The organism is Caulobacter sp. FV2ye17ST, assembly GCF_058680955.1.
This window is the reverse complement of the sequence record NZ_CM178727.1, coordinates 1,626,932-1,648,568: the sequence shown is the minus strand read 5'-3', so window position 1 is coordinate 1,648,568 and position 21,637 is coordinate 1,626,932. Positions and strand designations below refer to the sequence as shown.

Sequence of the window (21,637 nt, the reverse complement as noted above, 5' to 3'; positions counted from 1 at the left end):
ATCGCTGAATCCGGAAACCCGGATTCAGCCGTGGGCCAGCCATTCGCGCGCGGCGCGCTGGGCTTCGGCGACGTCTTCGCTGGCCATCTCCTGCGAGAGCTCCTTGCGATAGACCTTGGCCTCGACCGAACCACGCATGGCGGCCAGGTTGAACAGCATGTGCGCCGAGACGTAGTCGACAGGGGCGCCGCCCTGACCGGTCGAATACAGCAGGCCCATGCGGAACAGTTCGTCGCCGGAGGACTCGGGGGTCGGCAGCGGCAGCACGTGGGCGGGCGGGGGTTCGATGCTCATCATCATGGCTCATCTCCTCTTCCAGGCCCCTCCAACGTTCTGTCGGATCGCAGGCCTGGAAGCAGAAAAGTCCACCCGCGCTGAATATATAGTTAAGCGCCGGAACATCATGAATTCAGGCGCGAATACATGCTTTCTTCAAGGGTATTACTCAGCGTAAACGCCTGTATACAGCGAGTTAACGCGCGCACTCCCGAAAGAGCATACTTCGGGCCTCCTCCGCCGCATTCAACGAGGCCTGAAGACCCAAAGAACGCAATTTCGCCCCCGATTTGAGGCCATTTTCGGCCTTTCACGAGCTCCGACCCTCTGGAACGGTGCTTTCGGGTTTTGGAAGTCTTCCAGAACGACACCCTGGCTTTTGCGGGGAAGACCCCACCGCCCGCCGGCGAAATCGGCAATGGACAATTGGCCGCAGATAAAATCCTGCCGTGAACGTGGCTTGTCGAGCACACCCTAGAGACGGTTGCACTCGCTGTTGTAGCGCACCGCGCCATCAGCAAATCGGCGCTGTCACCTGCTGATGGCCAGAGCGTGCCGGCCTAAGAAGACCCTCAAAGGGAGCCCCGCTGGGAGCCGCGCGTTCGTCTGACAACGCCATTCAGGCGCGGTTCAGGCGGCTTGAAGGAGGATCGTTTCCAGGGTCGAGGGACTTGGCGGTGTGAAACCCGCCCGACCACAAGGAGTAGACGAGATGAAACGTCTGTTGCTCACCATCGCCGCTGCCGCTTCGGTGGCCGGCCCCATGGCCGCTTTGGCCAGCGATGCGTCAGCCCAGGATCGTGGCCGCTGGGACCGTCACGAAGATCGCTGGGACCGCAGGGAAGACCGGCGCGACGCGCGTCATGACGGCGGGCGCTGGGACCGGCGCGAGGATCGTTGGGATCGGCGGGAAGACCGCTGGGATCGCGGTCGCCACAACGGCTACTACTACGGCAACCGTTTCCACTACGGTGCGCCGCCTTCGCACTACTATGGTCACCCGAGCTATCGCCCCGGCTATGTCACCTGGCGTCGCGGCGCCTATCTGCCCCCCTATTATCGCGGTGGCGGCTATGTCGTGCATGACTACGGTCGCTATCGCCTGCGTCCGCCGCCCCGTGGCTACTACTGGTACCGCACCGGCAATGACTATGTGCTGGCGGCCATCGCCACGGGCCTGATCTTCGACGTGATCGGCAACAACTAGACCTCGGTCTGCCTGAGATCGGCGCGCGGCGTCCCGGCCATAGCTGGGACGCCGCTTTAGACCTCGGTTAGAGGCCGAGCTTGGATTTCAGCAGGTCGTTGACGGTGGCCGGATTGGCCTTGCCGCCCGTCTCCTTCATCACCTGGCCGACGAACCAGCCGATGGCCTGGGGCTTTTCCTTCACGGCCGAGGCCTTGTCGGGATTGGCCGCGATCAGCGCGTCGATGGCCGCCTCGATGGCGCCGGTGTCGTTGATCTGCACGAGACCGCGCTTCTCGACGATCTCGGACGGACGCCCCTCGCCGGCCCACATGTGCTCGAAGACCTCCTTGGCGATCTTCGACGAGATGGTGCCGTTCTCGATCAGCTCGACCAGTTGGGCGATATCCGATGCGGGCAACGGCGAGGCCGCGATCTCGTGACCACCGGCCGACAGCTTGGACAGCAGCTCGTTGGTCACCCAGTTGGACACCAGCTTGGCGTCGCGGCCTTTGGCGGCGGCTTCGAAGTAGTCGGCGCGGTCGCTCTCAATGATCAGCACGCCGGCGTCATAGGCCGACAGGCCGTACTGGCTTTGCAGGCGCGCCTTCTTGGCGTCCGGCAGCTCCGGCAGGGTCTCTTCGATCTTCTTGACCCAGGCGGCGTCGAGGATCAGCGGCAGCAGGTCGGGATCGGGGAAGTAGCGATAGTCGTGCGCCTCTTCCTTGGACCGCATCGAGCGGGTCTCGAGCTTGGTCGGATCGAACAGGCGGGTCTCCTGATCGATCTTGCCGCCGTCTTCGAGGATCTCGATCTGGCGACGGGCCTCATACTCGATGGCCTGCTGGATATAGCGATACGAGTTGACGTTCTTGATCTCGCAGCGCGTGCCCAGGTGGCTGAAGCTGCCGGTCTCGCGGAACTTCTCGTAGTCGCCGGGGCGGCAGACCGAGACGTTGACGTCGGCGCGAAGGTTGCCCTTCTCCATGTCGCCGTCGCAGGTGCCCAGATAGACGAGGATCGTGCGGATCTTCTTCACATAGGCCGCCGCCTCCGCCGAGGTGCGCATGTCGGGCTTGGAGACGATCTCCATCAGCGCCGTGCCCGCGCGGTTCAGATCGACATAGGTGGCGGTCGGATCCTGGTCGTGCAGCGACTTGCCGGCGTCCTGCTCCAGGTGCAGCCGCTCGATGCGCACCTCGAAGGTCGAGCCGTCGTCGTGCTCGACGGTGATGACGCCCTCGCCGACGATCGGCTGGTCGAACTGGCTGATCTGATAGCCCTGCGGCAGGTCGGGATAGAAGTAGTTCTTGCGATCGAAGCGGCTCTTCAGATTGATCTTGGCGTTCAGCCCCAGACCCGTCTTGACCGCCTGCTCGACGCAGAAGCCGTTCAGCACCGGCAGCATGCCGGGCATGGCCGCGTCCACCAGGCTCACCTGCTCGTTCGGCCCAGCCCCAAAGCCCACGGCAGCGCCGGAGAACAGCTTGGACTTGCTGGCGACCTGGGCGTGGATCTCGAGGCCGAGAACGATTTCCCAGGGACCGGTGCGGCCTTGAATGGTTTTGGAAGAAGCTGCTTCAGTCATCTCGTACTTCCTCCCTCGCCACGAAGCGAGGTTGTCGTCCCTCCCCTTCATGGGGAGGGTGGCCGCGCAGCGGCCGGGTGGGGCTTACGGCGTCAAGAGCGTGACAAATCACATCCATGACGACGTCGATCTCCTCATGCACCTTACGGGTCGAAAATCGCAAGGTCTGAAAGCCCTCATAACGCAGAACCTCGTCGCGGAAATCGTCTCGAAGAGGCTGTTCGCCTTCTTGATGATGCGGCCCATCAACCTCGACCACGAGGCGCCGATTGAAGCAGACGAAATCGAGGATGTAGCGCCGGAATGGGGCTTGTCTCCTGAAATGAAACCCTTCGGCTCGGAGTCGCCTAAGTCGAACCCACAAGCGCACTTCCTGTCCGCTCATGGTTTTTCGAAAGGCTCTCGCTTCTTTCACACCCATGCGCCGCAGACCCCACCCGACCGCTTCGCGGCCACCCTCCCCATAAAGGGGAGGGAACGCACAAATACAACCTTGATGCGATCCCGAAACGACTAAGGCGCCTTCTTGTCAGAAACGGCGCCATTCCTGGTCCGCCGGAACCTCCACGACGCCGAGCGGTTACCTTCAGCGAGAAATAAAGCTGAGGAGGACATCATGCCCGCTTTTAGTCAGACCTTGAATCTGGACTCGATTGACACTGTCGAAACGCGTCGTCAGCGCGTGCCGATCCAGTCCGCGCCGGTTTCCGCCGCGACGGATGCTTCATCCATGTTCCCCGCCGCGCCGATCTATGCCCGCAAGCCCGCCAAGAAGGCTTCCAACAACATGGCGCTGCTGGTTGGCGCGCCGGTCGTACTGGTCGCCGCAGGCGCGATCGCCTGGGCGATGATGGCCAATCCGGCCCAGACCCCGACCGACACGCAACAGCCCGCCCAGATGGCCGTTACCGATACGGCCCCGCTGAGCCCCCCGCTGGCGCCCGCCGCCATGCCGATCCCGGAGCCGGTCGAAACGGCCGCCCTTGAGCCTGCCGCTCGCGCCGCCCCTGCCCCGGTTCGCGCGGCGCCCCGCGCTGCAGTTGCTCGCCGCGCAGCGCCGGCCGCAGCGGTGACGACCCCCGACGCCAGTTCGGCCTCGTCGAACGTCAGCGCCACGGTCGCCGCGCCCGCACCGGTAGTCGCGGCCGAGCCGGCGCCCGTCGTGATCGCCGCTCCGGTGGCCGCGGCCCCCGCCCCGGCGCCGACGCCACTCACGCCGGTCGTCCCCCAGTAAGTCTCGCGTAACGAAGAAGGGCGGCTCCTCGCGGAGCCGCCCTTTTCTATGAGATCACCACCAGCGGGCGGCCTTGGCGTTGAAGCCGGCCGCCTTTTCCAGCGCCCCGGCCACCGAGAACACCGTGCCCTCGTCGAGCGGCTTGCCGATGATCTGCAGGCCCAGCGGCAGCCCGTTGGTGTCGAGCCCCGCCGGCAGCGACAGCCCCGGCAGACCCGCCAGGTTGGTCGTCACCGTGAACACGTCGTTCAGGTACATGGCGATGGGGTCGTTGCTGTTCTCGCCCAGACCAAACGCCGCCGAGGGCGCCGTCGGGGTCAGGATGGCGTCGCAGCGTTCCCAGGCCTTGTCGAAGTCCTCGGCGATGCGGCGACGCACCTTCAGGGCCTTCAGGTAGTAGGCGTCATAATAGCCGGCGCTCAGCACATAGGTGCCGATCAGGATGCGGCGCTTGACCTCGTCGCCGAAACCTTCGGCGCGGGTGTTCTCGTAGGTCTCGGTCAGGTTGCCGCCCTCGGCCCGCAGGCCGTAGCGCATGCCGTCATAGCGGGCCAGGTTCGAGGACGCCTCGGCCGGGGCCACGATGTAGTAGGCCGGCAGGGCGTACTTGGTGTGCGGCAGGGTGATGTCGACGATCTCGCAGCCGGCTTCCTTCAGCCAGGCGATGCCGTCTTCCCACAGCTTTTCGATCTCGGCAGGCATGTTGTCGACGCGGTATTCCTTGGGAATGCCGATCTTCAGGCCCTTGACCGACTTGCCCACAAATTGCGTGAAGTCGGGCGTGGGCACGTCGAGGCTGGTCGAGTCCTTGGGGTCATGGCCGCACATCGAGGTCAGCAGCAGGGCCGCGTCCTCGACGGTCTTGGCGATGGGGCCGGCCTGATCCAGCGAGCTGGCGAAAGCCACGACGCCCCAGCGCGAGCAGCGGCCATAGGTGGGCTTGATGCCGACGGTGCCGGTGAAGGCGGCCGGCTGGCGGATCGAGCCGCCGGTGTCGGTGGCGGTGGCGCCCAGGCACAGGCCGGCGGCCACGGCCGCAGCCGAACCACCCGACGAGCCGCCGGGGGTCAGGGGCTTGTTGCTGGCGGTCGAGCGCCAGGGATTGGTCACCGGGCCAAAGGCGCTGGTCTCGTTGGACGAGCCCATGGCGAACTGGTCCAGGTTCAGCTTGCCCAGCATCACGGCGCCGTCACGCCACAGCTGGCTGGTGACGGTGGATTCGTATTCCGGAACGAAGCCCTTGAGGATGTTCGAACAGGCCGTCGTCTGGACGCCCTTGGTGCAGAACAGGTCCTTGACGCCCAGCGGCGCGCCGTCCAGCGGACCGGCCACACCAAGGGCCCGGCGGGCGTCGGAAGCCGCCGCCATCGCCAGCGCCTGCTCCGGCGTTTCCACGATGAAGGCGTTGAGGGCGCGCGCGGCCTCGATGGCCTCGATATGGGCCGTGGTCAGCTCGACCGAGGTGAAGTCACCCGCTTCCAGGCCGTCGATGGCGCCCTTCAGGGTGAGAGACGTAAGCGTGCTCATTATTCGACAACCTTGGGCACGACGAAGAAGCCGTCGACGGACTTGGGAGCGTTGGAGGTGATGACCGAGGCGTCGCCGCCCATGGTCACCACGTCGTCGCGCAGCGGCGCGCCGGCGCCGACCACGCTGGTCAGCGGCTCGACACCATCGGTGTCGACCTCGGCCAGCTGCTCGATCCACGCCATGATGCCGTTGAGCTCCTGGGCCAAGGGCTCCAGGCGATCTTCGGGTGTGGCGATCCGCGCGAGCCGCGCGACCTTGCGCACTGTGGCGACGTCAATGGCCATTGGGGGCCTCCTGAATTCCAAGCGCGTGGGTTAGCCGCCAGAGGGGCGCTTTGACAAGTCGTTCCCTTGCTGGGCGGGCCGTTCCCCGTGTTATGAGGGGCGATGCCCGTTCTCGATATCGAAGATTTCGCCGCCGCCATCCCCGATTACCTGCCGATCGTCGGCCTCGACCCCGGCGAGAAGACCATCGGCGTGGCCGTTTCCGACGTCACCCTGACCGTCGCCAGCCCCCTGGCCCTGATCAAGAAGACCAAGTTCAGCGAGGACGCCGAGACGCTGTTCAAGCTGATGGGCAGCCGCAAGGCGGCCGGCATCGTCATCGGCCTGCCGATGAACATGGACGGCACCGAGGGCGTCCGCTGCCAGTCCAACCGGGCGCTGGGCCGCAACTTGCTGCGCCTGCAGCCCCATGTGCCGATCACCTTCTGGGACGAGCGCCTCTCCACCGCCGCCGTGACCCGGGTGCTGATCGAGGAGCACGACGTCAACCGCAAGCGCCGCGCCGAGGTGGTCGACAAGATGGCCGCCGGCTGGATCCTGCAGGGCGCGCTGGAGCGGATGCGGGGGATACGGGAAGCCGCGGGCAAGGTTTAGCTCTCGACAAACTCCCTTCCCCCTTTGATCGGGGAAGGGTTGGGGATGGGGGTGACTGAGGTCCAGGACGGGGCGCGGCCTGCGTGCAATCGTCCGGCGGTTTCACCCCCAACCCCGCCCTTCCCCCATCCAAGGGGGAAGGGAGAAGACACAGCTTCACACCCCCGCGCTTTCGCTGCGATGGCGATGGAAAGGGTCGCGGAGCGTCCGGACAACGTCCGGATGAGAGATAGACAATACCGTTTCGACGAAGCCGTTCGCTCCGCGTGGTCGTTATCCGTCAGCGTCCCGTCAGGTGGCCCTGTTCAGGCCTTACCGGGAGCCGGTCTCTCGCGTTTCCGCAAGGAACCGGCGGTCGAGGCGGGCGAGCCAATCTAATGACTAATGTACACACCCGTCTGTCCTCATCCACGCCGACGGCGGGCGGGCCTGGCCAGCAACCAGGTCCCCGGACCGGTCGAGTATCCCCCTCGACCCCAGTCCCGCTCGATCACCCCCCGCCGCCGCAATGGTCGCTGGCCTTGCGCCCTTTCCTCGCGACGAGGTGGGGACAGAATACGGGAGGTTTCAGCGCGTCTGATGGGCGCGCTCGCTTTATTTGCAGGGTGTTGATCAGGCTAAGCTTTTTCCCGAAAGCGCAGAGGATAGCGCGCGGTTTATCCCCGCACTTGCCCCCTACGGGCTGCTTCGCAGCCGTCTTCCCCCGGAGGGGGAAGATGAAGGGCGCCGATGTCATCTTCCCCCTGAAAAGGGGGAGGACGACCTGCGCAGCAGGTCAGGAGGGGGCCAACGGCGGCGGCCGGTTATCCCCCATCGCGCGCACCCGCCGCCTTCCCTCTCCCGCCAAAGCCGCCTAAGACACCGTTTCATGACGGCCAAGCCCCATGATCCCGCCCGCGTCGCCCTCGACGCGATCCGCGCCCGCGCCTTTGCGTTCCCAAAGCGCCATTTCCTGTCCGCCGGCGACCTGAACGCGCCCCAGGCGGCGGACCTGCTGGACCTGGCCGAAGCGTTCGTCGCCTTCAACCGCCAGACCTCCAAGTCGCTGGACCTGCTCAAGGGCCGGACGCTGATGAACCTGTTCTTCGAGAACAGCACCCGCACCCAGTCCAGCTTCGAGATCGCCGGCAAGCGCCTGGGCGCCGACGTCGTCAATATGAGCCCGCGCACCTCGTCGATCACCAAGGGCGAGACCCTGATCGACACCGCCGTAACCCTGAACGCCATGCGGCCCGACCTGCTGGTGGTGCGCCACGCCTCGTCGGGCGCGGCCAGCCTGCTGAGCCAGAAGGTCAGCGGCCACGTGATCAACGCCGGCGACGGCCAGCACGAGCATCCCACCCAGGCGGTGCTGGACGCCCTGTCGATCCGCCGCGCCTTTGGCCGGGTGTCGGGCCTGACGGTGGCGATCTGCGGCGACGTGCTGCACAGCCGCGTGGCCCGCTCGAATGTCTCCCTGCTGCACACCTTGGGCGCCAGCGTGCGGCTGGTGGGTCCCGCCACCCTGATGCCGGCCCAGGCCGAGCGCTGGGGCGTGACGGTGCACCACGACATGAAGTCGGGCCTGGCCGGGGCCGATGTGGTGATGATGCTGCGCCTGCAGCTGGAGCGCATGCAGGGCGGCTTCGTGCCCTCGACCCGCGAATATTTCCGCTTCTATGGCCTGGACCGCGAAAAGCTGTCCCGCGCCGCGCCGGGGGCCAAGGTCATGCACCCTGGGCCCATGAACCGGGGCGTCGAGATCGACAGCGACGTGGCCGACGACCCGGCCGTCAGCCTGATCCAGGACCAGGTCGAGATGGGCGTCGCCGCCCGGATGGCGGTGCTGACCAGCCTCGCCGCACGGCTGGAGGAGGCGGGGCGATGATTTTGGGCCACCTCTTTTCTTCCGCTCTCCCCGGCGAAGGCCGGGGCCCAGATTCATCCAGAGCGTTTGGGGATGACGCGCCTTCGGGTTTTGCCAAATCGCTCGATGCAGGTGGGTTCGATCTGGACCCCGGCCTTCGCCGGGGAGAGCGGGGTTTTGTAGTGGCGTCTTTGGAATTTCAATCATGAACGCCCCCCAGCCCCTGGCCTTCACCAATGCCCGCCTGGTCGATCCCGAGAGCGGCTATGACGGCCCTGGCGGGGTCATCGTCTCCGAGGGCGTGATCTCCGACGTCGCCAAGGGCCGCGAGTTCGGCAAGCTGGGCAAGGGCGTCCGGGTCGTCGATTGCGGCGGGGCCCTGCTGGCGCCCGGCCTGATCGACCTGCGGGTCAAGACCGGCGAGCCGGGCTCGGAGACCAAGGAAACCCTGGCCTCGGCCGCGCGCGCCGCCGCCGCCGGCGGCGTGACCTCGATCGTCGTCCAGCCCGACACCGATCCGGCTATCGACGATCCCAGCGTGGTCGACTTCATCCTGCGCCGGGCCCGCGACATCGACAGCGCCCGCATCCTGTGCGCCGGGGCCGCGACCAAGGGCCTGAAGGGCGAGCAGATGGCCGAGATCGGCCTGATGCGCGAGGCCGGCTGCGTCTACATCACCGACGCCGACCGCCCGATCGTCGACAGCAAGGTATTCCAACGCATCCTGACCTACGCCAAGGGCTTCGACACCCTGCTGGCCCACCGGCCGATGGACATGTGGCTGGCCAGGGGCGGCGCGGCGATCGGCGGCGAGTTCGCCGGCCGTCTGGGCCTGCCCGCGATCTCGCCGATGGCCGAACGGATCATGCTCGAGCGCGACATCGCCCTGCTGGAAGCCACCGGCGGCCGCCTGCTGGTCGACCAGATCACCAGCGCCGGCGCGCTGGAGACCCTGGCGCGCGGCAAGGCGCGCGGTTTGCGCCTGCACGCGAGCGTGTCGATCAACCACCTGTCGTTCAACGAACTGGACATCGGCGACTATCGCAGCTTCGCCAAGGTCACCCCGCCCCTGCGCGGCGAGGACGACCGTCAGGCCCTGATCGAGGCCCTGGCCACCGGCCTGATCGACATCGTGGTCAGCGCCCACGCCCCGGCCCCGGCCGAGGACAAGCGCCTGCCCTTCGACGAAGCCGCCCCCGGCGCCATCGGCGTCGAGACCCTGCTGCCGGCCCTGCTGTCGCTGTACCACGACGAGCGCCTGCCGCTGGTCGACCTGATCCGCGCCGTGACCCTGGCCCCGGCCGAACTTCTGGGCCTGCGCGGCGGTCGGATCGCGCCGGGCGCGCCGGCTGATCTGGTTCTGTGCGACATCGATGCGCCGATCATCGTGGATGCGGCGAAACTGCTGTCGAAGTCCAAGAACTCGCCGTTCGACGGGCGACGGCTGCAGGGGCAGGTGCTCATGACGCTGGTGGACGGGCGGGTGGTGCACAGGGCTGAGGGGTAGCGCCTTGAATGGCAAAGATTGACAATCTTTGCCAAATATCACCCACTGTCATCAGAGGTGCATGATGGCGACCATGAACGTTTCCCTGCCCGACGCCATGAAGGACTGGGTGGAAGGCCGCGCCGAGACCGGGCGCTACAGCAATGCCAGCGACTATGTGCGCGACCTGATCCGCCGCGATCAGGAACGCGCGGAAAAGATCGCCGCCATGCAGCGCCTGATCGACGAGGCCGAGGAGAGCGGCGTCAGCTCCAGTTCGATGGACGACATCCTGGCGGCGGCGCGCCGCCGGCTGCGGGCCACCTCGGATGGCCTATAGGCTCAGTCACAAGGCCGAGGAGGATATCCTCGACATCTACCTCATCGGAGCGGAGGCATTTGGTGAAGACCAGGCTGAGCGCTATCACGCTGGCTTGGAGCAGGCTTTCGCGTTTCTCTCCGACTTTCCACGCGCCGCTCCCGAACGCGCCGAACTGGGCCGCTCATCGCGCGTCCATCCTTACAAGAGCCACATCATCATCTACCGCCTCGACGGGGCGGACATCTTCATCCAGCGTGTTCGACATGCATCCGAAGATTGGCTTCCCTGAAGGGTCCGGGACGTGCGTTTTGCTCACCCGCTGAGTCTCCTGCTACACCTTCGCCACAAGCAATCCTTGCGCAGCGGTTGAAATCGCGCGCAACTCTCCTTAGGGTCGAAACGTGCAAGATCTCGCTCAAGCCGTCTATCTCACGCTCGCGATCGCCGTCGTTGGAGGCTACCTCCTCGGCTCGATCCCGTTCGGGCTGATCGCCACGCGGCTGGGCGGGGCCGGCGACATCCGCAAGATCGGCTCGGGCAATATCGGCGCGACCAATGTGCTGCGCTCGGGCCGCAAGGACCTGGCGGCCATCACCCTGCTGGGCGACGCCGGCAAGGGCGTGGTCGCGGTGCTGCTGGCCCGCTGGCTGACGAACGACAGCGCCGCCATCGTCGCTCTGGCAGGCGGCGCGGCGTTCCTGGGCCACCTGTTCCCGGTGTGGCTGAAGTTCAAGGGCGGCAAGGGCGTGGCCACCTTCTATGGCGTGCTGCTGGCCGCGTGCTGGCCCGTGGGCGTGCTGGCCGCCATCACCTGGCTGGCCGTGGCGGCCCTGCTGCGCATCAGCTCGCTGGCCGCCCTAGTCGCCGCCGCCCTCGCCGCGCCGTTCGCCCTGGCCACCGACCAGCCCTATCCGATGCTGGTGCTGGCCCTGTTCATGGCCGTGCTGATCTTCATCCGTCACCGCGAGAACATCGCCCGCCTGCTGAAGGGCGAGGAGCCGAAAATCGGCAAGAAGAAGACGGCGGAGACGCCGCCTCCGGCCGCGTGATTTCGGGCCGCCTCTCGGACATCCAGCGCCTGGCCTGGCTTCGGCTGGCGCGCACCGAGACGGTCGGCCCCGTCGCCTTCGACCATTTGCTGACCCGCTACGGTACGCCCGAGCGGGCGCTCTCCGCCCTGCCCGACCTGTCGCGACGCGGCGGGCGAGCCACCCCGCTGAACATCCCCCTGCGCGAGACCATCGAGCGCGAACTGGAAACCGGCGCGGCCATGGGCGCCCGCCTGCTGTGCGGCTGTGAGCCCGACTTCCCCGCCCGCCTGGCCGCGCTCGATCCCCCGCCGCCGGTGCTGTGGGCCCTGGGTCGCGCGGAGCTTCTGCCCCAGCCCAGCGTCGCCATCGTCGGCGCCCGCATCGCCTCGGCCGCCGGCCAGCGCTTCGCCCGCCAGCTGGCGGCCGAACTGGGCGAGGCCGGCCATGTGATCGTCAGCGGCATGGCGCGCGGCGTAGACGGCGCGGCCCATGAGGGCGCGATGCGCACCGGCACGGTCGCCGTGCTGGGCGGCGGGATTGGCGACATCTATCCGCCCGAACATGCTTCGCTCCATGCCCGCATCGCCGTGGAGGGCTGCGTGGTGTCCGAAAGCGCCCCCGACCGCCGCGCCCAGGCCAAGGACTTCCCGCGCCGAAACCGCATCATCTCCGGTCTGTCGCTGGGCGTCGTGGTGGTCGAGGCCGAGCTGAAGTCGGGTTCGCTGATCACCGCCCGCCTGGCCGCCGAGCAGGGCCGCGACGTCTTCGCCGTGCCCGGCTCGCCGCTGGACCCGCGCGCCCGTGGGACCAACGACCTGATCCGCCAGGGCGCCATCCTGTGCGAAGGCGCCGAGGACGTGCTGCGCGCGTTGTCGGGCCAGATCCACCTGCGCGAACGCGACCGGGGCTATGAAGGCGAACCCGAGACCGACGTCGATTTCGACGCCCTGCGCGAGCGCCTGGCCGCCCTGCTCTCGCCCACGGCCGTCTCGCGTGACGAACTGGTCCGGGCGACCGGCGCCCCGACCTCGGCGGTGATGGCGGCGTTGGTGGAGCTGGCCCTGGCCGAGCGGGCGGAACTGCTGGCGGGCGGGATGGTGACCAGCGCCTGAGTGGTCCCGACTTGCCCCAAGTACCGGATACCAGTACTGTGGAGATTGACTTCGAATGGGACCTCGAAAAGGCTCGGAGCAACCTCGCCAAACATGGGGTTGATTTCAAAGACGCCTGTCACGCGATCCTGGACCCCTGGCGTTTGGAGGATGTCGATGACCGGTTCGACTACGGCGAAGAACGCACCCAAATCATCGGCGCCTGCTTCGGGGCCGTCCTCTTCGTCGTCACCGTCTCACATGTCCAAAATCACTACCGGATCATCTCAGCCAGACCCGCCAACCCCACCGAAAGCAAAAGGTACTTTCGTGGTGCGTAGCGGCGATCTGCCGATAGGCAAGACCGACTGGGATCGGCTCAAGGCGATGACAGAAGAAGACATCAACGCCGCCGCCCTGTCCGATCCCGACTGCCCGCCGCTGACCGAGGAACAGCTGTCGCGGTTCAAGCGCGTCAACGCGATCAAGGATATTCGCGGTCGGCTGGGCATGACCCAGGCGGCGTTCGCGGCGGCCTTCCGCTTGCCGCTGTCAACGGTGCGTGACTGGGAACAGGGTCGAACGACGCCAGACGCACCCGCCAGGACGCTGCTCACGGCCATAGCGCGGGATCCCGAGACGATGCGAAGGTTGGTGGGTGGCGAAGCGGCCTGATCGGCGACTTCCGGCCTGAAACCCTAAACGCTGAGGTCGATCATCAGCCCGGTGCCCTGGGCCGGGGCGGCGCGAATAGCGTCGCGCAGGCGGTCGGCGATCTGCGCGCGTTCCGCGTTGGAGGTCACCGGCTTGACGGGCTGGATCGGCGAGACATAGGCCTCGGTGGCGATCCGGTTGATGGTCGAGACGTTCATGAGCGCCAAAAGGGTTTGGGTTCAGCCTTCACTATCGCCCGGCCAGCCTTAACAATCGGCTACCAAATCACGGGAAACGGCGCCGTTTGAACAGGCCGCGTTGACAGACACCCCGTCGCGCCCCCACTTTCCGGCGCTCGCCTACAGGGCGATCCTTCCCCCAGGTACAAGAGTCGTAATGAACGTCGTCGTCGTCGAGAGCCCGGCCAAGGCCAAGACCATCAACAAGTATCTCGGGTCCGACTACACGGTTCTCGCCTCGTATGGTCACATCCGCGACCTGCCGTCGAAGGACGGCTCGGTGGAGCCTGACAACGATTTCGCGATGAGCTGGGAGATCGACGCCAAGTCGTCCAAGCGCGTGTCCGACATCATCGACGCGATGAAGGGGGCCGACCGCCTGATCCTGGCCACCGACCCCGACCGCGAAGGGGAAGCGATCAGCTGGCACATTCTGGAAGTCCTTCAGAAGAAGAAGGCGGTCAAAGGCATGACCGTCCAGCGCGTGACGTTCAACGCCATCACCAAGGCCTCGGTCCTGGAGGCCATGGCCAATCCGCGCGACATCGACATGGAGCTGGTCGAGGCCTATCTGGCCCGCCGCGCCCTGGACTATCTGGTCGGCTTCACCCTTTCGCCCGTCCTGTGGCGCAAGCTGCCGGGCAGCCGCTCGGCCGGCCGGGTGCAATCGGTCTGCCTTCGCCTGATCGTCGAGCGCGAGATGGAGATCGAGCGCTTCAAGACCCAGGAATACTGGAGCGTCGACGCCGACGTGTCGGCCGGCGCCGATCCGTTCACGGCCCGCCTGGTCAAGCACGAGGGCAAGAAGCTCACCAAGTTCGATCTGGGCAACGAGGGCTCGGCCCTGGCCGCCAAGGCGGCGGTCGAAAAGGCCGTGTTCAAGATCGCCGCCGTCGAGAAGAAGCCCGGCAAGCGCTCGCCCGCCCCGCCCTTCACCACCTCGACCCTGCAGCAGGAAGCCTCGCGCAAGCTGGGCTTCAGCGCTCAGCGCACCATGCAGGCGGCGCAGAAGCTGTATGAAGGCATCGACATCGGCGGCGAGACCGTCGGTCTGATCACCTATATGCGAACCGACGGCGTGGCGGTGGGCCCCGAGGGCATCGCCGAAGCCCGCGACGTCATCGGCAATGTCTATGGCAAGGACTACGTCCCCGAGACGCCGCGCTACTACAAGGTCAAGGCCAAGAACGCGCAAGAAGCGCACGAAGCCATCCGCCCGACCAGCCTGGGCCGCAATCCCGGCTCGCTGCGGCTGGAGCCCGATCTGGGCCGGCTGTACGAGCTGATCTGGAAGCGGATGATCGCCTCGCAGATGGAAAGCGCCCGCATCGAGCGCACCACGGTCGATATCGAAAGCCACGACGGACAGACCGGCCTGCGCGCCACCGGCCAGGTGGTGCTCTTCCCCGGCTATCTGACGGTCTATGAAGAAGGCCGCGATGATGACGGCGACGAGGACAGCGCCCGCCTGCCGATGATCGAGGACGGCGCCGCCGCCAAGGTGATCGACGCCCGCGCCGACCAGCACTTCACCGAACCGCCCCCGCGCTATTCGGAAGCCAGCCTGGTCAAGAAGATGGAAGAGCTGGGGATCGGCCGTCCGTCGACCTACGCCTCGGTCCTGACCGTGCTGCGCGACCGCGAATATGTGAAGATGGAGAAGAACCGCTTCATTCCGGAGGACAAGGGCCGCCTGGTCACCGCCTTCCTGGAGCAGTTCTTCCGCCGCTACGTGGAATACGACTTCACCGCCGGCCTCGAAGAGCAGCTGGACCTGGTGTCGGACGGCAAGCTGGACTGGAAACAGTTCCTGCGAGACTTCTGGAAGGACTTCGCCGCCGCCGTCGGCGAGATCGCCGAACTGCGCGTCACCAACGTGCTCGACGCGCTGAACGACGCTCTGGGTCCGCACATCTTCCCCGACAAGGGCGATGGTTCGAACCCGCGCATCTGCCCCACCTGCGGGACGGGCATGCTGTCGCTGAAGGTCGGCAAGTTCGGCGCCTTCATCGGCTGCAGCAACTATCCCGAATGCCGCTTCACCCGCCAGCTGGCCACCGCCGAAGGCGAAGGCGAAGCCGAGGCCGCCGACAAGGAGCTGGGGATCAATCCCGAGACCGGTCGCTCGGTGTGGCTGAAGAACGGTCGTTTTGGCCCCTATGTCGAAGAGCCGCCGGCCGCCGAAAGCGGCGACAAGCCCAAGCGATCCAGCCTGCCCAAGGGCTGGCTCCCGGCCGCTGTCGACCTGGAAAAGGCCCTGCGCCTGCTGTCCCTGCCGCGCGAAGTCGGCATGCACCCCGACGACGGCAAGAAGATCACCGCCGGCCTTGGCCGTTTCGGACCCTTCGTGCTGCACGAGGGCACCTATGCCAATCTCGAAAACCCCGAGGACGTGTTCGACATCGGCCTGAACCGCGCCGTCGCCCTGCTGGCCGACAAACGGGCCGGCGGCGGGCGTCCGCAACGTGGTCAGGCGGCCGCTCTGGCTGAACTCGGCAATCACCCCGAGGACGGCAAGCCGGTGAAAGTGCTGTCGGGCCGCTTTGGTCCCTACATCAAGCACGGCGACACCAACGCCAACGTCCCCAAGGGCGCCGACCCCGCGGCCCTGACCCTGGAAGAAGCCGTGGTCCTGCTGGCCGAGCGCGTCGCCAAGGGCGGGGGCAAGAAGCCGGCGAAAAAGGCGGCAGCCAAGAAGGCGCCTGCCAAGGCTCCCGCCAAGGCCAAGGCGGCCGCCGACGGCGCGGCTCCGGCCAAAAAGGCTCCCGCCAAGAAGCCTGCGGCCAAGAAAGCCGCACCAAAGAAGGCCGCCGCCAAGAAGCCGACAAAGGCGGAGGCCTGACGCTACCCATGATCGCGATCCAGGGTTAGATTACCGGCATGACGTCGCTTGAACGGCCCCTGCCCCTGACCGTCGTGGTCGCCGGCCTGATCCTGGTCAGCGTCCTGGGCTTCGCCATGGGCCTGACCAATGCGCTGAAGGACGGCAAGACCAACGCCAGCACCTCGACCGCGCCCCTGGCCGAGGTGTCGGGCGTGCCGATCAAGGACGCGGCCCCGGCTCCGCTCTACGTGCCGCCGCCGCCCGAGAAACCCAAGGTCAAGGCTGTCGAGGTCAAGACCGCCGAGGCTGACGCCCCGGTCGCAGTGATCGAAGCCCCGCCCGCGCCGTCGGAAGCCGCGCCGCCAGCCGCGACGCCCCCGCCGGCCCAGCAAGTCCCACGGTCGATCGAAGACCTATACTGATCAACGACCGCCTCTCCCGACAATCGGGCCCTTGCCTGTGAGATCCTCTCAATGCGCCTTGCCGTCGCCGCCTCGATCATCCTCGCTACGGTCGCCACAGGCGGCTGCACCGACAGCAAGCGGGCCAGTCGCGAGGCGACCTGGGGCGACAAGCCGGCGGACATCGTCTGCTGGAGCTACGGCACACAGACCTTCGCCGGCCGCTCGACCGGCAAGGTCGAGTATGACGAGGGTGGTCGAATCTCGTTCGTCGACGCCGCCAATGGCCGTTACACCACGGTCGAGGGCGAGTGCCGGGTCGTCTATTCGAAGTAGAAATCCGCCCAACAGGGCGCCCTCTGTCGCCTGGTGACGGCTCGCCGGCCAGTTCCGGGTGGTTCCGGCGTCTTTCCCTTGGCCTTTTTCCCCGCTGCCGGGTTATCCCAGCACATGGCCAAACCGCGCACGCCCAAGTCGTCCAAGTTCCCCGCCGCCGCCAAGCCGCCCGCCGGCCTGCCGGATCGCGAGACCCTGCTGGCGTTCCTGCGCAGCGCGGGTGAAAGCGGCAAGGCCGACATCGCCCGTCACTTTGGCCTCAAGGGCGTCGATCGCCGGGCCCTGCGCGAGATGCTGCGCGAACTGGAAGCCCAGGGCGAGTTGGGCAAGCGCGGCCGCAAGGGCTTCGCCGAGGCCGGCTCGCTGCCGCCGGTGGGCGTGGCCGACGTGGTCGATCGCGACGCCGACGGCGACATGTTCGTCAAGCTGACCAAGTCCGGCGACGATGCGCCGCTGGTGCGCCTGTCGCCGGCCCGCAACGAGAACGCCGGCGGCGCGCCGGGCATGGGCGACCGTCTGCTGGTGCGCTTCGAGCGCCTGGAAAACGGCGAGATGGAAGCCCGGCTGATCAAGAAGCTGGGCCAGAGCGCGCACAAGATTCTGGGCGTCATCCGCCGGCATCGCCGCGAGACCCGGGTCGAGCCGGTGGACCGCAAGTCCAAGGAATCCCTGATCCTCAACGAGCAGGAAGCCAAGGACCTCAAGGACGGCGATCTCGTCCTGGCCCAGGTCGGTTCGGCCTCAGGCCGCTATGGCCCCAAGATGGGCAAGGTGCTGGAAGTCGTCGGCCGCGAGGACCACCCCCGCGCCGCCTCACTGATCGCCATTCACAGCCACGGTATTCCGGTCGGCTTCTCCGAAGAGGCCGAAGCCGAGGCCGCCGCCGCCAAGCCGCCGACGCTGGAAGGTCGCGACGATCTGCGCGACCTGCCGTTCGTCACCATCGATCCCGTGGACGCCCGCGACCACGACGACGCCGTCTATGCCCACCCCGATCCCGACGCCGGCAACGCGGGCGGCTGGGTGGTGTGGGTGGCCATCGCCGATGTCGCCGCCTATGTGCGCCCGGGCTCTGCCCTGGACAAAGAAGCCCGCGAGAAGGGCAACAGCGTCTACTTCCCCGACCGGGTGGAGCCGATGCTGCCCGAGGTGCTGTCCAACGGCCTGTGCAGCCTGCGTGAAGGCGAGAACCGCGCCACCCTGGCCGTGCGGATGGTGTTCGACAGCGCCGGTCGCAAGAAGAGCCACCGCTTCGTGCGCGGCCTGATGCGCAGCGCCGCCAAGCTCTCCTACGAGCAGGCCCAGGCCGCCATCGACGGCGTGATCCCGCCCGACGGCCAGGACGGCGACAAGGCCCCGCCCCTGCTGGACGCGATCCTCACGCCGCTGTGGACCGCCTTCCGCCTGATGGGCAAGGGTCGCGAGATCCGCTCGCCGCTGGGCATCGAGAGCGACGAGCGCAAGATCGTCATCACCAAGGATGGCGAGATCGCCTCGATCAACCGCCGCGCCAGCCTCGAAGCCCACAAGCTGATCGAGGAGATGATGATCCAGGCCAATGTCTCGGCCGCCGAGAGCCTGGAAGCCAAGCGCACGCCGCTGATCTATCGCGTCCACGACACGCCCAGCCAGGAGAAGGTCCAGAACCTGGCCGAGTTCCTGGCGACGCTGGAGATCAAGTGGAACAAGGGCGAGGCCCCGCAGACCTCGCGCTTCAACAAGCTGCTGGACGAGACCCGCGACGGCCCGCACGCCGCCATCGTCAACGAGGTGGTGCTGCGCACCCAGATGCAGGCCCACTACAGCGCCGACAATCTGGGCCACTTCGGCCTGAACCTGGCCAAGTACGCCCACTTCACCAGCCCGATCCGCCGCTATGCCGACCTGATCGTGCACCGGGCCCTGATCCGCGCCCTGGGCCTGGGCGACGACGGCCTGACCGATCAGGACATCAGCCAGATCAAGGACACCGCCGAGACCATCACCTATGCCGAGCGCCGGGCCATGGCCGCCGAGCGCGACGCCACCGACCGCTACATCGCCGCCTTCCTGTCCGACCGGGTGGGGGCCACGTTCAATGGCCGGATCACCGGCGTCACGCGGTTTGGCCTGTTCATCAAGCTGGACGACACGGGCGCCGACGGCCTGATCCCGGTCTCGACCCTGGGCCAGGAGTTCTTTGTCCATGACGAGCGGATGCACGCCCTGGTCGGCGAGCGCACCGGCAAGCGCTGGCCGCTGGGCCTGCAGGTCGAGGTCAAGCTGGTGGAGGCCACGCCCGTCACCGGCGGCCTGCTGTTCGAGATGCTGAGCGACCCGCTGCCGGCCGACCCGAGGGCTCCGCTGCCCCGCCTGGGCGCGCGGCGTCAGGCGGCGGTGAAACCGCGAGGCGGCCTGCCCAAGGGCGTGCGGCGCGGGAAGCGGCGGTAATTTTCAGAGGCTCCCCCTCCGGGGGAGCCTCTGTCATTTCAGACCTTGGACGGCCTTCGCCAGCAGGTCCGCTATCATCCGCTCGTCGGCGGCCGAGGGGTGGCTGTGGCAGGCGGTGCGCTCCATGCCGGTGACCCGCACGGGGGTGGCCAGATCGGCCGTGGCCCCGTTCAGCCGCCTGGCCACCTGCTGCACATCATCGGCGAAGGTGTCGCCCGCCAGCAGCAGGAACCGCGCCTCCGGGTCGCGCCGCGAAAGGGCGGCGATAAAGGCGACATAGGCGTCGCGATAGTCGGTCCGCAGGTCGGCCTCGTCCCGCCAGGCCTCGCCGGCCTTCAGCGGGGTCGAGAAGTCATTGGTGCCCAGGCCGACCACGATCAGGTCGGGCTTCCACGGATCGGCCGGATCGACGCGCGGCTCGGCCTGGCCCGGGATCAGGCGCGGATAGAGGGCCGGCAGGGGCTCTCCAGGCGCCAGGCCGCTGTAGTTGCGCACCACGCCCCGGCCCGAGAAGGCGACGATGCGGTAGTCGGCGTTCAGGCGTCCCGCCAGGATCGGCGCGAAGGACTGGCTGGTGTCGGTGAGGTCGTGGACCTCTGCCTCCGTGCAGGCGAAGCGGGTCGAGCGCACCCCATAGGCCACGGTGTAGGAGTCGCCGATGAACTCGATGCGGCGCGGCCGCGCGACCGGCGGCAGGGGCCGTCCCTCGGGTCCGACGAAGAAGCCGATGAAACGCGCCGCGCCGGTCTGGCTCTCGGTCAGCTTGTCCAGCCGCACCACGTGCTCGCCGGGGGACAGATTATCGAAGGTCAGGCGCGCCAGGCCCGGCTTGCGCAGCTCGGCGCGGACCTGGCCGTCGATGCTGACCGCCAGATGCTCCGAGCCCGTCTCGACCGCCACCGTCACCGAGGGACCAGAGAACCGGCCCTCGAAATAGACGCCGGGCCAGCCGAACGACAGGCCGCCGTCCGGCGCCGGAGCGACCCGTCCGCCGATGTTCGGAGCCAGGGCGGTCTGGGCGGCGGCTGGAGCGGCCGACGACAGCACAAGGGCGCCCAGCGCGGCGAGGAGGATGGATCGCATGGTCGACTCCAGCAGGTAGCCCGCTCCATCTGTCATAGCCGCGCGATCCCGGCTAACAGGAAATCATGCGCCCCGACCTCGACCCGTTCCACGCCATCGCCATCAGCCGGCTGGCCCACCAGCTGAAGGCCGAGGGGCGTTCAGTCATCCACATGGAGTTTGGCCAGCCCTCGACCGGCGCGCCCAGGGCCGCGATCGAACGCGCCCACCATGTGCTGGACACCGACGGCCTGGGCTATTGGGAGAGCCCCGCCCTGAAGGCCCGCATCGCCCGCCACTATGACGACCGGCATGGCGTGAAGGTCGATCCCGAGCAGATCATCCTGACCTGCGGCGCCTCGCCGGCCCTGGTGATGGCCCTGGCTTCATCGTTCGAGGCCGGCGACCACGTGGCCCTGGCCCGTCCTGGCTATGTGGCCTACCGCAATACGCTGAAGGCCCTGAACCTGGTCCCGGTCGAGATCGCCTGCGGGCCGGAGGATCGCTACCAGCTGACCGCCGCGCATCTGGCCGCGCTGGATCCCGCACCGACCGGGGTCATCGTGGCCAGCCCCGCCAACCCGACCGGCACCGTCATCGCCGACGACGAAATGGCCGCCATCGCCGCCGTCTGTCGCGACCGCAACATCCGCATCGTCAGCGACGAGATCTATCACGGCCTGTCTTACGTTGGCCCGGTCCGCTCGATGCTGGAGTTCGAGCCCAGCGCCCTGGTGGTCAACAGCTTCTCGAAATATTTCAGCATGGTCGGCTGGCGGCTGGGCTGGCTGCTGTCGCCGCTGGAGCATGTGCACCGAGCGCGGGCCTATATGGGCAACCTGTTCCTCACCGCCCCGTCGCTAAGCCAGCATGCTGGCCTGATCGCCATGGACTGCCACGAGGAGCTGGACGGCCATGTCGAGGTCTATCGGACCAATCGCCAGCTGCTGCTGGACGCCCTGCCCTCGCTGGGTCTGGCGAAGATCGCGCCGCCGGACGGGGCTTTCTACATCTGGGCCGATATCGGCCACCTGACCGACGACTCGATGGGCTTCTGCCAGCAGATGCTGCGCGACACGGGCGTGGCGACGGCGCCGGGCATCGACTTCGATCCGATCGAGGGCCACCGGTTCATGCGCTTCAGCTTCGCGGTCTCGACGGCGGAGGTCGAGGAGGCGTTGCGGCGGCTGGTTCCGTGGTTTGGGGCCTACTCTAAGTGACCT

At 67.3% G+C, this 21,637-nt stretch carries 23 protein-coding genes and 1 pseudogene; 16 read left to right on the top strand and 8 right to left on the bottom strand.

Features of this window, described 5'->3' with window-relative positions; genetic code table 11:
- Positions 1-24 precede the first annotated feature (24 nt).
- Complete coding sequence (locus tag ACW17V_RS08035; protein WP_419255832.1) at positions 25-297, bottom strand: SEL1-like repeat protein; 273 nt, start codon at positions 295-297, stop codon at positions 25-27.
- A 691-nt stretch (positions 298-988) separates the two neighbouring features.
- Between ACW17V_RS08035 and ACW17V_RS08030 the strand changes: the two genes are divergently transcribed.
- The gene (locus ACW17V_RS08030; protein ID WP_492108323.1) at positions 989-1,483 is read left to right on the top strand and encodes an RcnB family protein; all 495 of its coding nucleotides are present in this window, start codon (positions 989-991) and stop codon (positions 1,481-1,483) included.
- A gap of 67 nt (positions 1,484-1,550) precedes the next feature.
- Here ACW17V_RS08030 and gatB read toward each other — a convergent pair whose 3' ends face one another.
- Positions 1,551-3,050, bottom strand: a complete 1,500-nt coding sequence (gatB, locus tag ACW17V_RS08025; RefSeq protein ID WP_492108322.1) for an Asp-tRNA(Asn)/Glu-tRNA(Gln) amidotransferase subunit GatB — start codon at positions 3,048-3,050, stop codon at positions 1,551-1,553.
- Complete coding sequence (locus ACW17V_RS08020; RefSeq protein ID WP_492108321.1) at positions 3,043-3,435, bottom strand: endonuclease domain-containing protein; 393 nt, start codon at positions 3,433-3,435, stop codon at positions 3,043-3,045. Before ACW17V_RS08020 ends, gatB begins: the two co-directional genes overlap by 8 nt.
- A gap of 231 nt (positions 3,436-3,666) precedes the next feature.
- On the opposite strand from ACW17V_RS08020, the gene ACW17V_RS08015 reads away from it, so the two are divergent.
- A complete protein-coding gene (locus ACW17V_RS08015) occupies positions 3,667-4,284 on the top strand; it encodes a hypothetical protein (RefSeq protein ID WP_492108320.1) in 618 nt (205 codons plus the stop codon).
- Between the two features lie 54 nt (positions 4,285-4,338).
- Here the strand turns inward: ACW17V_RS08015 and gatA are convergent, their stop codons facing one another.
- Together gatA and gatC are read right to left on the bottom strand one after the other, a co-directional pair.
- The gene (gene gatA, locus ACW17V_RS08010; RefSeq protein WP_492108319.1) at positions 4,339-5,811 is read right to left on the bottom strand and encodes an Asp-tRNA(Asn)/Glu-tRNA(Gln) amidotransferase subunit GatA; all 1,473 of its coding nucleotides are present in this window, start codon (positions 5,809-5,811) and stop codon (positions 4,339-4,341) included.
- Positions 5,811-6,098, bottom strand: coding sequence for an Asp-tRNA(Asn)/Glu-tRNA(Gln) amidotransferase subunit GatC (gene gatC / locus ACW17V_RS08005; RefSeq protein WP_492108318.1), 288 nt, complete (start codon positions 6,096-6,098; stop codon positions 5,811-5,813). Before gatC ends, gatA begins: the two co-directional genes overlap by 1 nt.
- A gap of 102 nt (positions 6,099-6,200) precedes the next feature.
- On the opposite strand from gatC, the gene ruvX reads away from it, so the two are divergent.
- Entirely contained in the window at positions 6,201-6,692 is a 492-nt protein-coding gene (gene ruvX / locus ACW17V_RS08000) for a Holliday junction resolvase RuvX (RefSeq protein WP_492108317.1), read from the top strand.
- 408 nt (positions 6,693-7,100) lie between these two features.
- Here ruvX and ACW17V_RS07995 read toward each other — a convergent pair.
- Positions 7,101-7,246 (bottom strand): annotated as a pseudogene (locus tag ACW17V_RS07995) (hypothetical protein); the annotation flags it as partial.
- A 314-nt stretch (positions 7,247-7,560) separates the two neighbouring features.
- Here ACW17V_RS07995 and ACW17V_RS07990 point away from each other — a divergent pair.
- The 8 genes from ACW17V_RS07990 (at position 7,561) to ACW17V_RS07955 (ending at position 13,143) form a co-directional block, all read left to right on the top strand.
- Entirely contained in the window at positions 7,561-8,559 is a 999-nt protein-coding gene (locus ACW17V_RS07990) for an aspartate carbamoyltransferase catalytic subunit (RefSeq protein ID WP_492108316.1), read from the top strand.
- 184 nt (positions 8,560-8,743) lie between these two features.
- Complete coding sequence (gene pyrC / locus ACW17V_RS07985) at positions 8,744-10,045, top strand: dihydroorotase (RefSeq protein ID WP_492108315.1); 1,302 nt, start codon at positions 8,744-8,746, stop codon at positions 10,043-10,045.
- Between the two features lie 64 nt (positions 10,046-10,109).
- A complete protein-coding gene (locus tag ACW17V_RS07980) occupies positions 10,110-10,364 on the top strand; it encodes a type II toxin-antitoxin system ParD family antitoxin (RefSeq protein WP_492108314.1) in 255 nt (84 codons plus the stop codon).
- Positions 10,354-10,635: a type II toxin-antitoxin system RelE/ParE family toxin gene (locus ACW17V_RS07975; RefSeq protein WP_492108313.1), complete on the top strand. Its 282-nt coding sequence runs from the start codon at positions 10,354-10,356 to the stop codon at positions 10,633-10,635. The genes ACW17V_RS07980 and ACW17V_RS07975 overlap by 11 nt, the downstream gene beginning before the upstream one ends.
- 112 nt (positions 10,636-10,747) lie before the next feature.
- A complete protein-coding gene (gene plsY, locus ACW17V_RS07970; protein WP_492108312.1) occupies positions 10,748-11,395 on the top strand; it encodes a glycerol-3-phosphate 1-O-acyltransferase PlsY in 648 nt (215 codons plus the stop codon).
- On the top strand, positions 11,392-12,489 hold the full coding sequence (dprA, locus tag ACW17V_RS07965) for a DNA-processing protein DprA (protein ID WP_492108311.1): 1,098 nt from the start codon (positions 11,392-11,394) through the stop codon (positions 12,487-12,489). The genes plsY and dprA overlap by 4 nt, the downstream gene beginning before the upstream one ends.
- 38 nt (positions 12,490-12,527) lie before the next feature.
- Positions 12,528-12,809 (top strand): BrnT family toxin, encoded by a 282-nt coding sequence (locus tag ACW17V_RS07960; RefSeq protein WP_492108310.1) that lies wholly within the window; start codon positions 12,528-12,530, stop codon positions 12,807-12,809.
- Positions 12,802-13,143, top strand: coding sequence for a helix-turn-helix domain-containing protein (locus tag ACW17V_RS07955; RefSeq protein ID WP_492108309.1), 342 nt, complete (start codon positions 12,802-12,804; stop codon positions 13,141-13,143). The genes ACW17V_RS07960 and ACW17V_RS07955 overlap by 8 nt, the downstream gene beginning before the upstream one ends.
- Before the next feature lie 23 nt (positions 13,144-13,166).
- Here ACW17V_RS07955 and ACW17V_RS07950 read toward each other — a convergent pair whose 3' ends face one another.
- Positions 13,167-13,340: a hypothetical protein gene (locus tag ACW17V_RS07950; RefSeq protein WP_419317302.1), complete on the bottom strand. Its 174-nt coding sequence runs from the start codon at positions 13,338-13,340 to the stop codon at positions 13,167-13,169.
- Positions 13,341-13,518: 178 nt separating this feature from the next.
- Between ACW17V_RS07950 and topA the strand changes: the two genes are divergently transcribed.
- The 4 genes from topA (at position 13,519) to rnr (ending at position 19,352) form a co-directional block, all read left to right on the top strand.
- A complete protein-coding gene (gene topA, locus ACW17V_RS07945; RefSeq protein ID WP_492108308.1) occupies positions 13,519-16,203 on the top strand; it encodes a type I DNA topoisomerase in 2,685 nt (894 codons plus the stop codon).
- Positions 16,204-16,241: 38 nt separating this feature from the next.
- Complete coding sequence (locus ACW17V_RS07940; protein WP_492108307.1) at positions 16,242-16,607, top strand: hypothetical protein; 366 nt, start codon at positions 16,242-16,244, stop codon at positions 16,605-16,607.
- A 51-nt stretch (positions 16,608-16,658) separates the two neighbouring features.
- Positions 16,659-16,922 (top strand): hypothetical protein, encoded by a 264-nt coding sequence (locus ACW17V_RS07935; RefSeq protein ID WP_492108306.1) that lies wholly within the window; start codon positions 16,659-16,661, stop codon positions 16,920-16,922.
- A gap of 114 nt (positions 16,923-17,036) precedes the next feature.
- Positions 17,037-19,352, top strand: a complete 2,316-nt coding sequence (rnr, locus tag ACW17V_RS07930; RefSeq protein ID WP_492108305.1) for a ribonuclease R — start codon at positions 17,037-17,039, stop codon at positions 19,350-19,352.
- A gap of 33 nt (positions 19,353-19,385) precedes the next feature.
- Here the strand turns inward: rnr and ACW17V_RS07925 are convergent, their stop codons facing one another.
- The gene (locus ACW17V_RS07925; protein ID WP_492108304.1) at positions 19,386-20,435 is read right to left on the bottom strand and encodes an SGNH/GDSL hydrolase family protein; all 1,050 of its coding nucleotides are present in this window, start codon (positions 20,433-20,435) and stop codon (positions 19,386-19,388) included.
- A 65-nt stretch (positions 20,436-20,500) separates the two neighbouring features.
- On the opposite strand from ACW17V_RS07925, the gene ACW17V_RS07920 reads away from it, so the two are divergent.
- A complete protein-coding gene (locus ACW17V_RS07920) occupies positions 20,501-21,634 on the top strand; it encodes a pyridoxal phosphate-dependent aminotransferase (RefSeq protein WP_492108303.1) in 1,134 nt (377 codons plus the stop codon).
- The last annotated feature ends 3 nt before the right edge of the window (positions 21,635-21,637 follow it).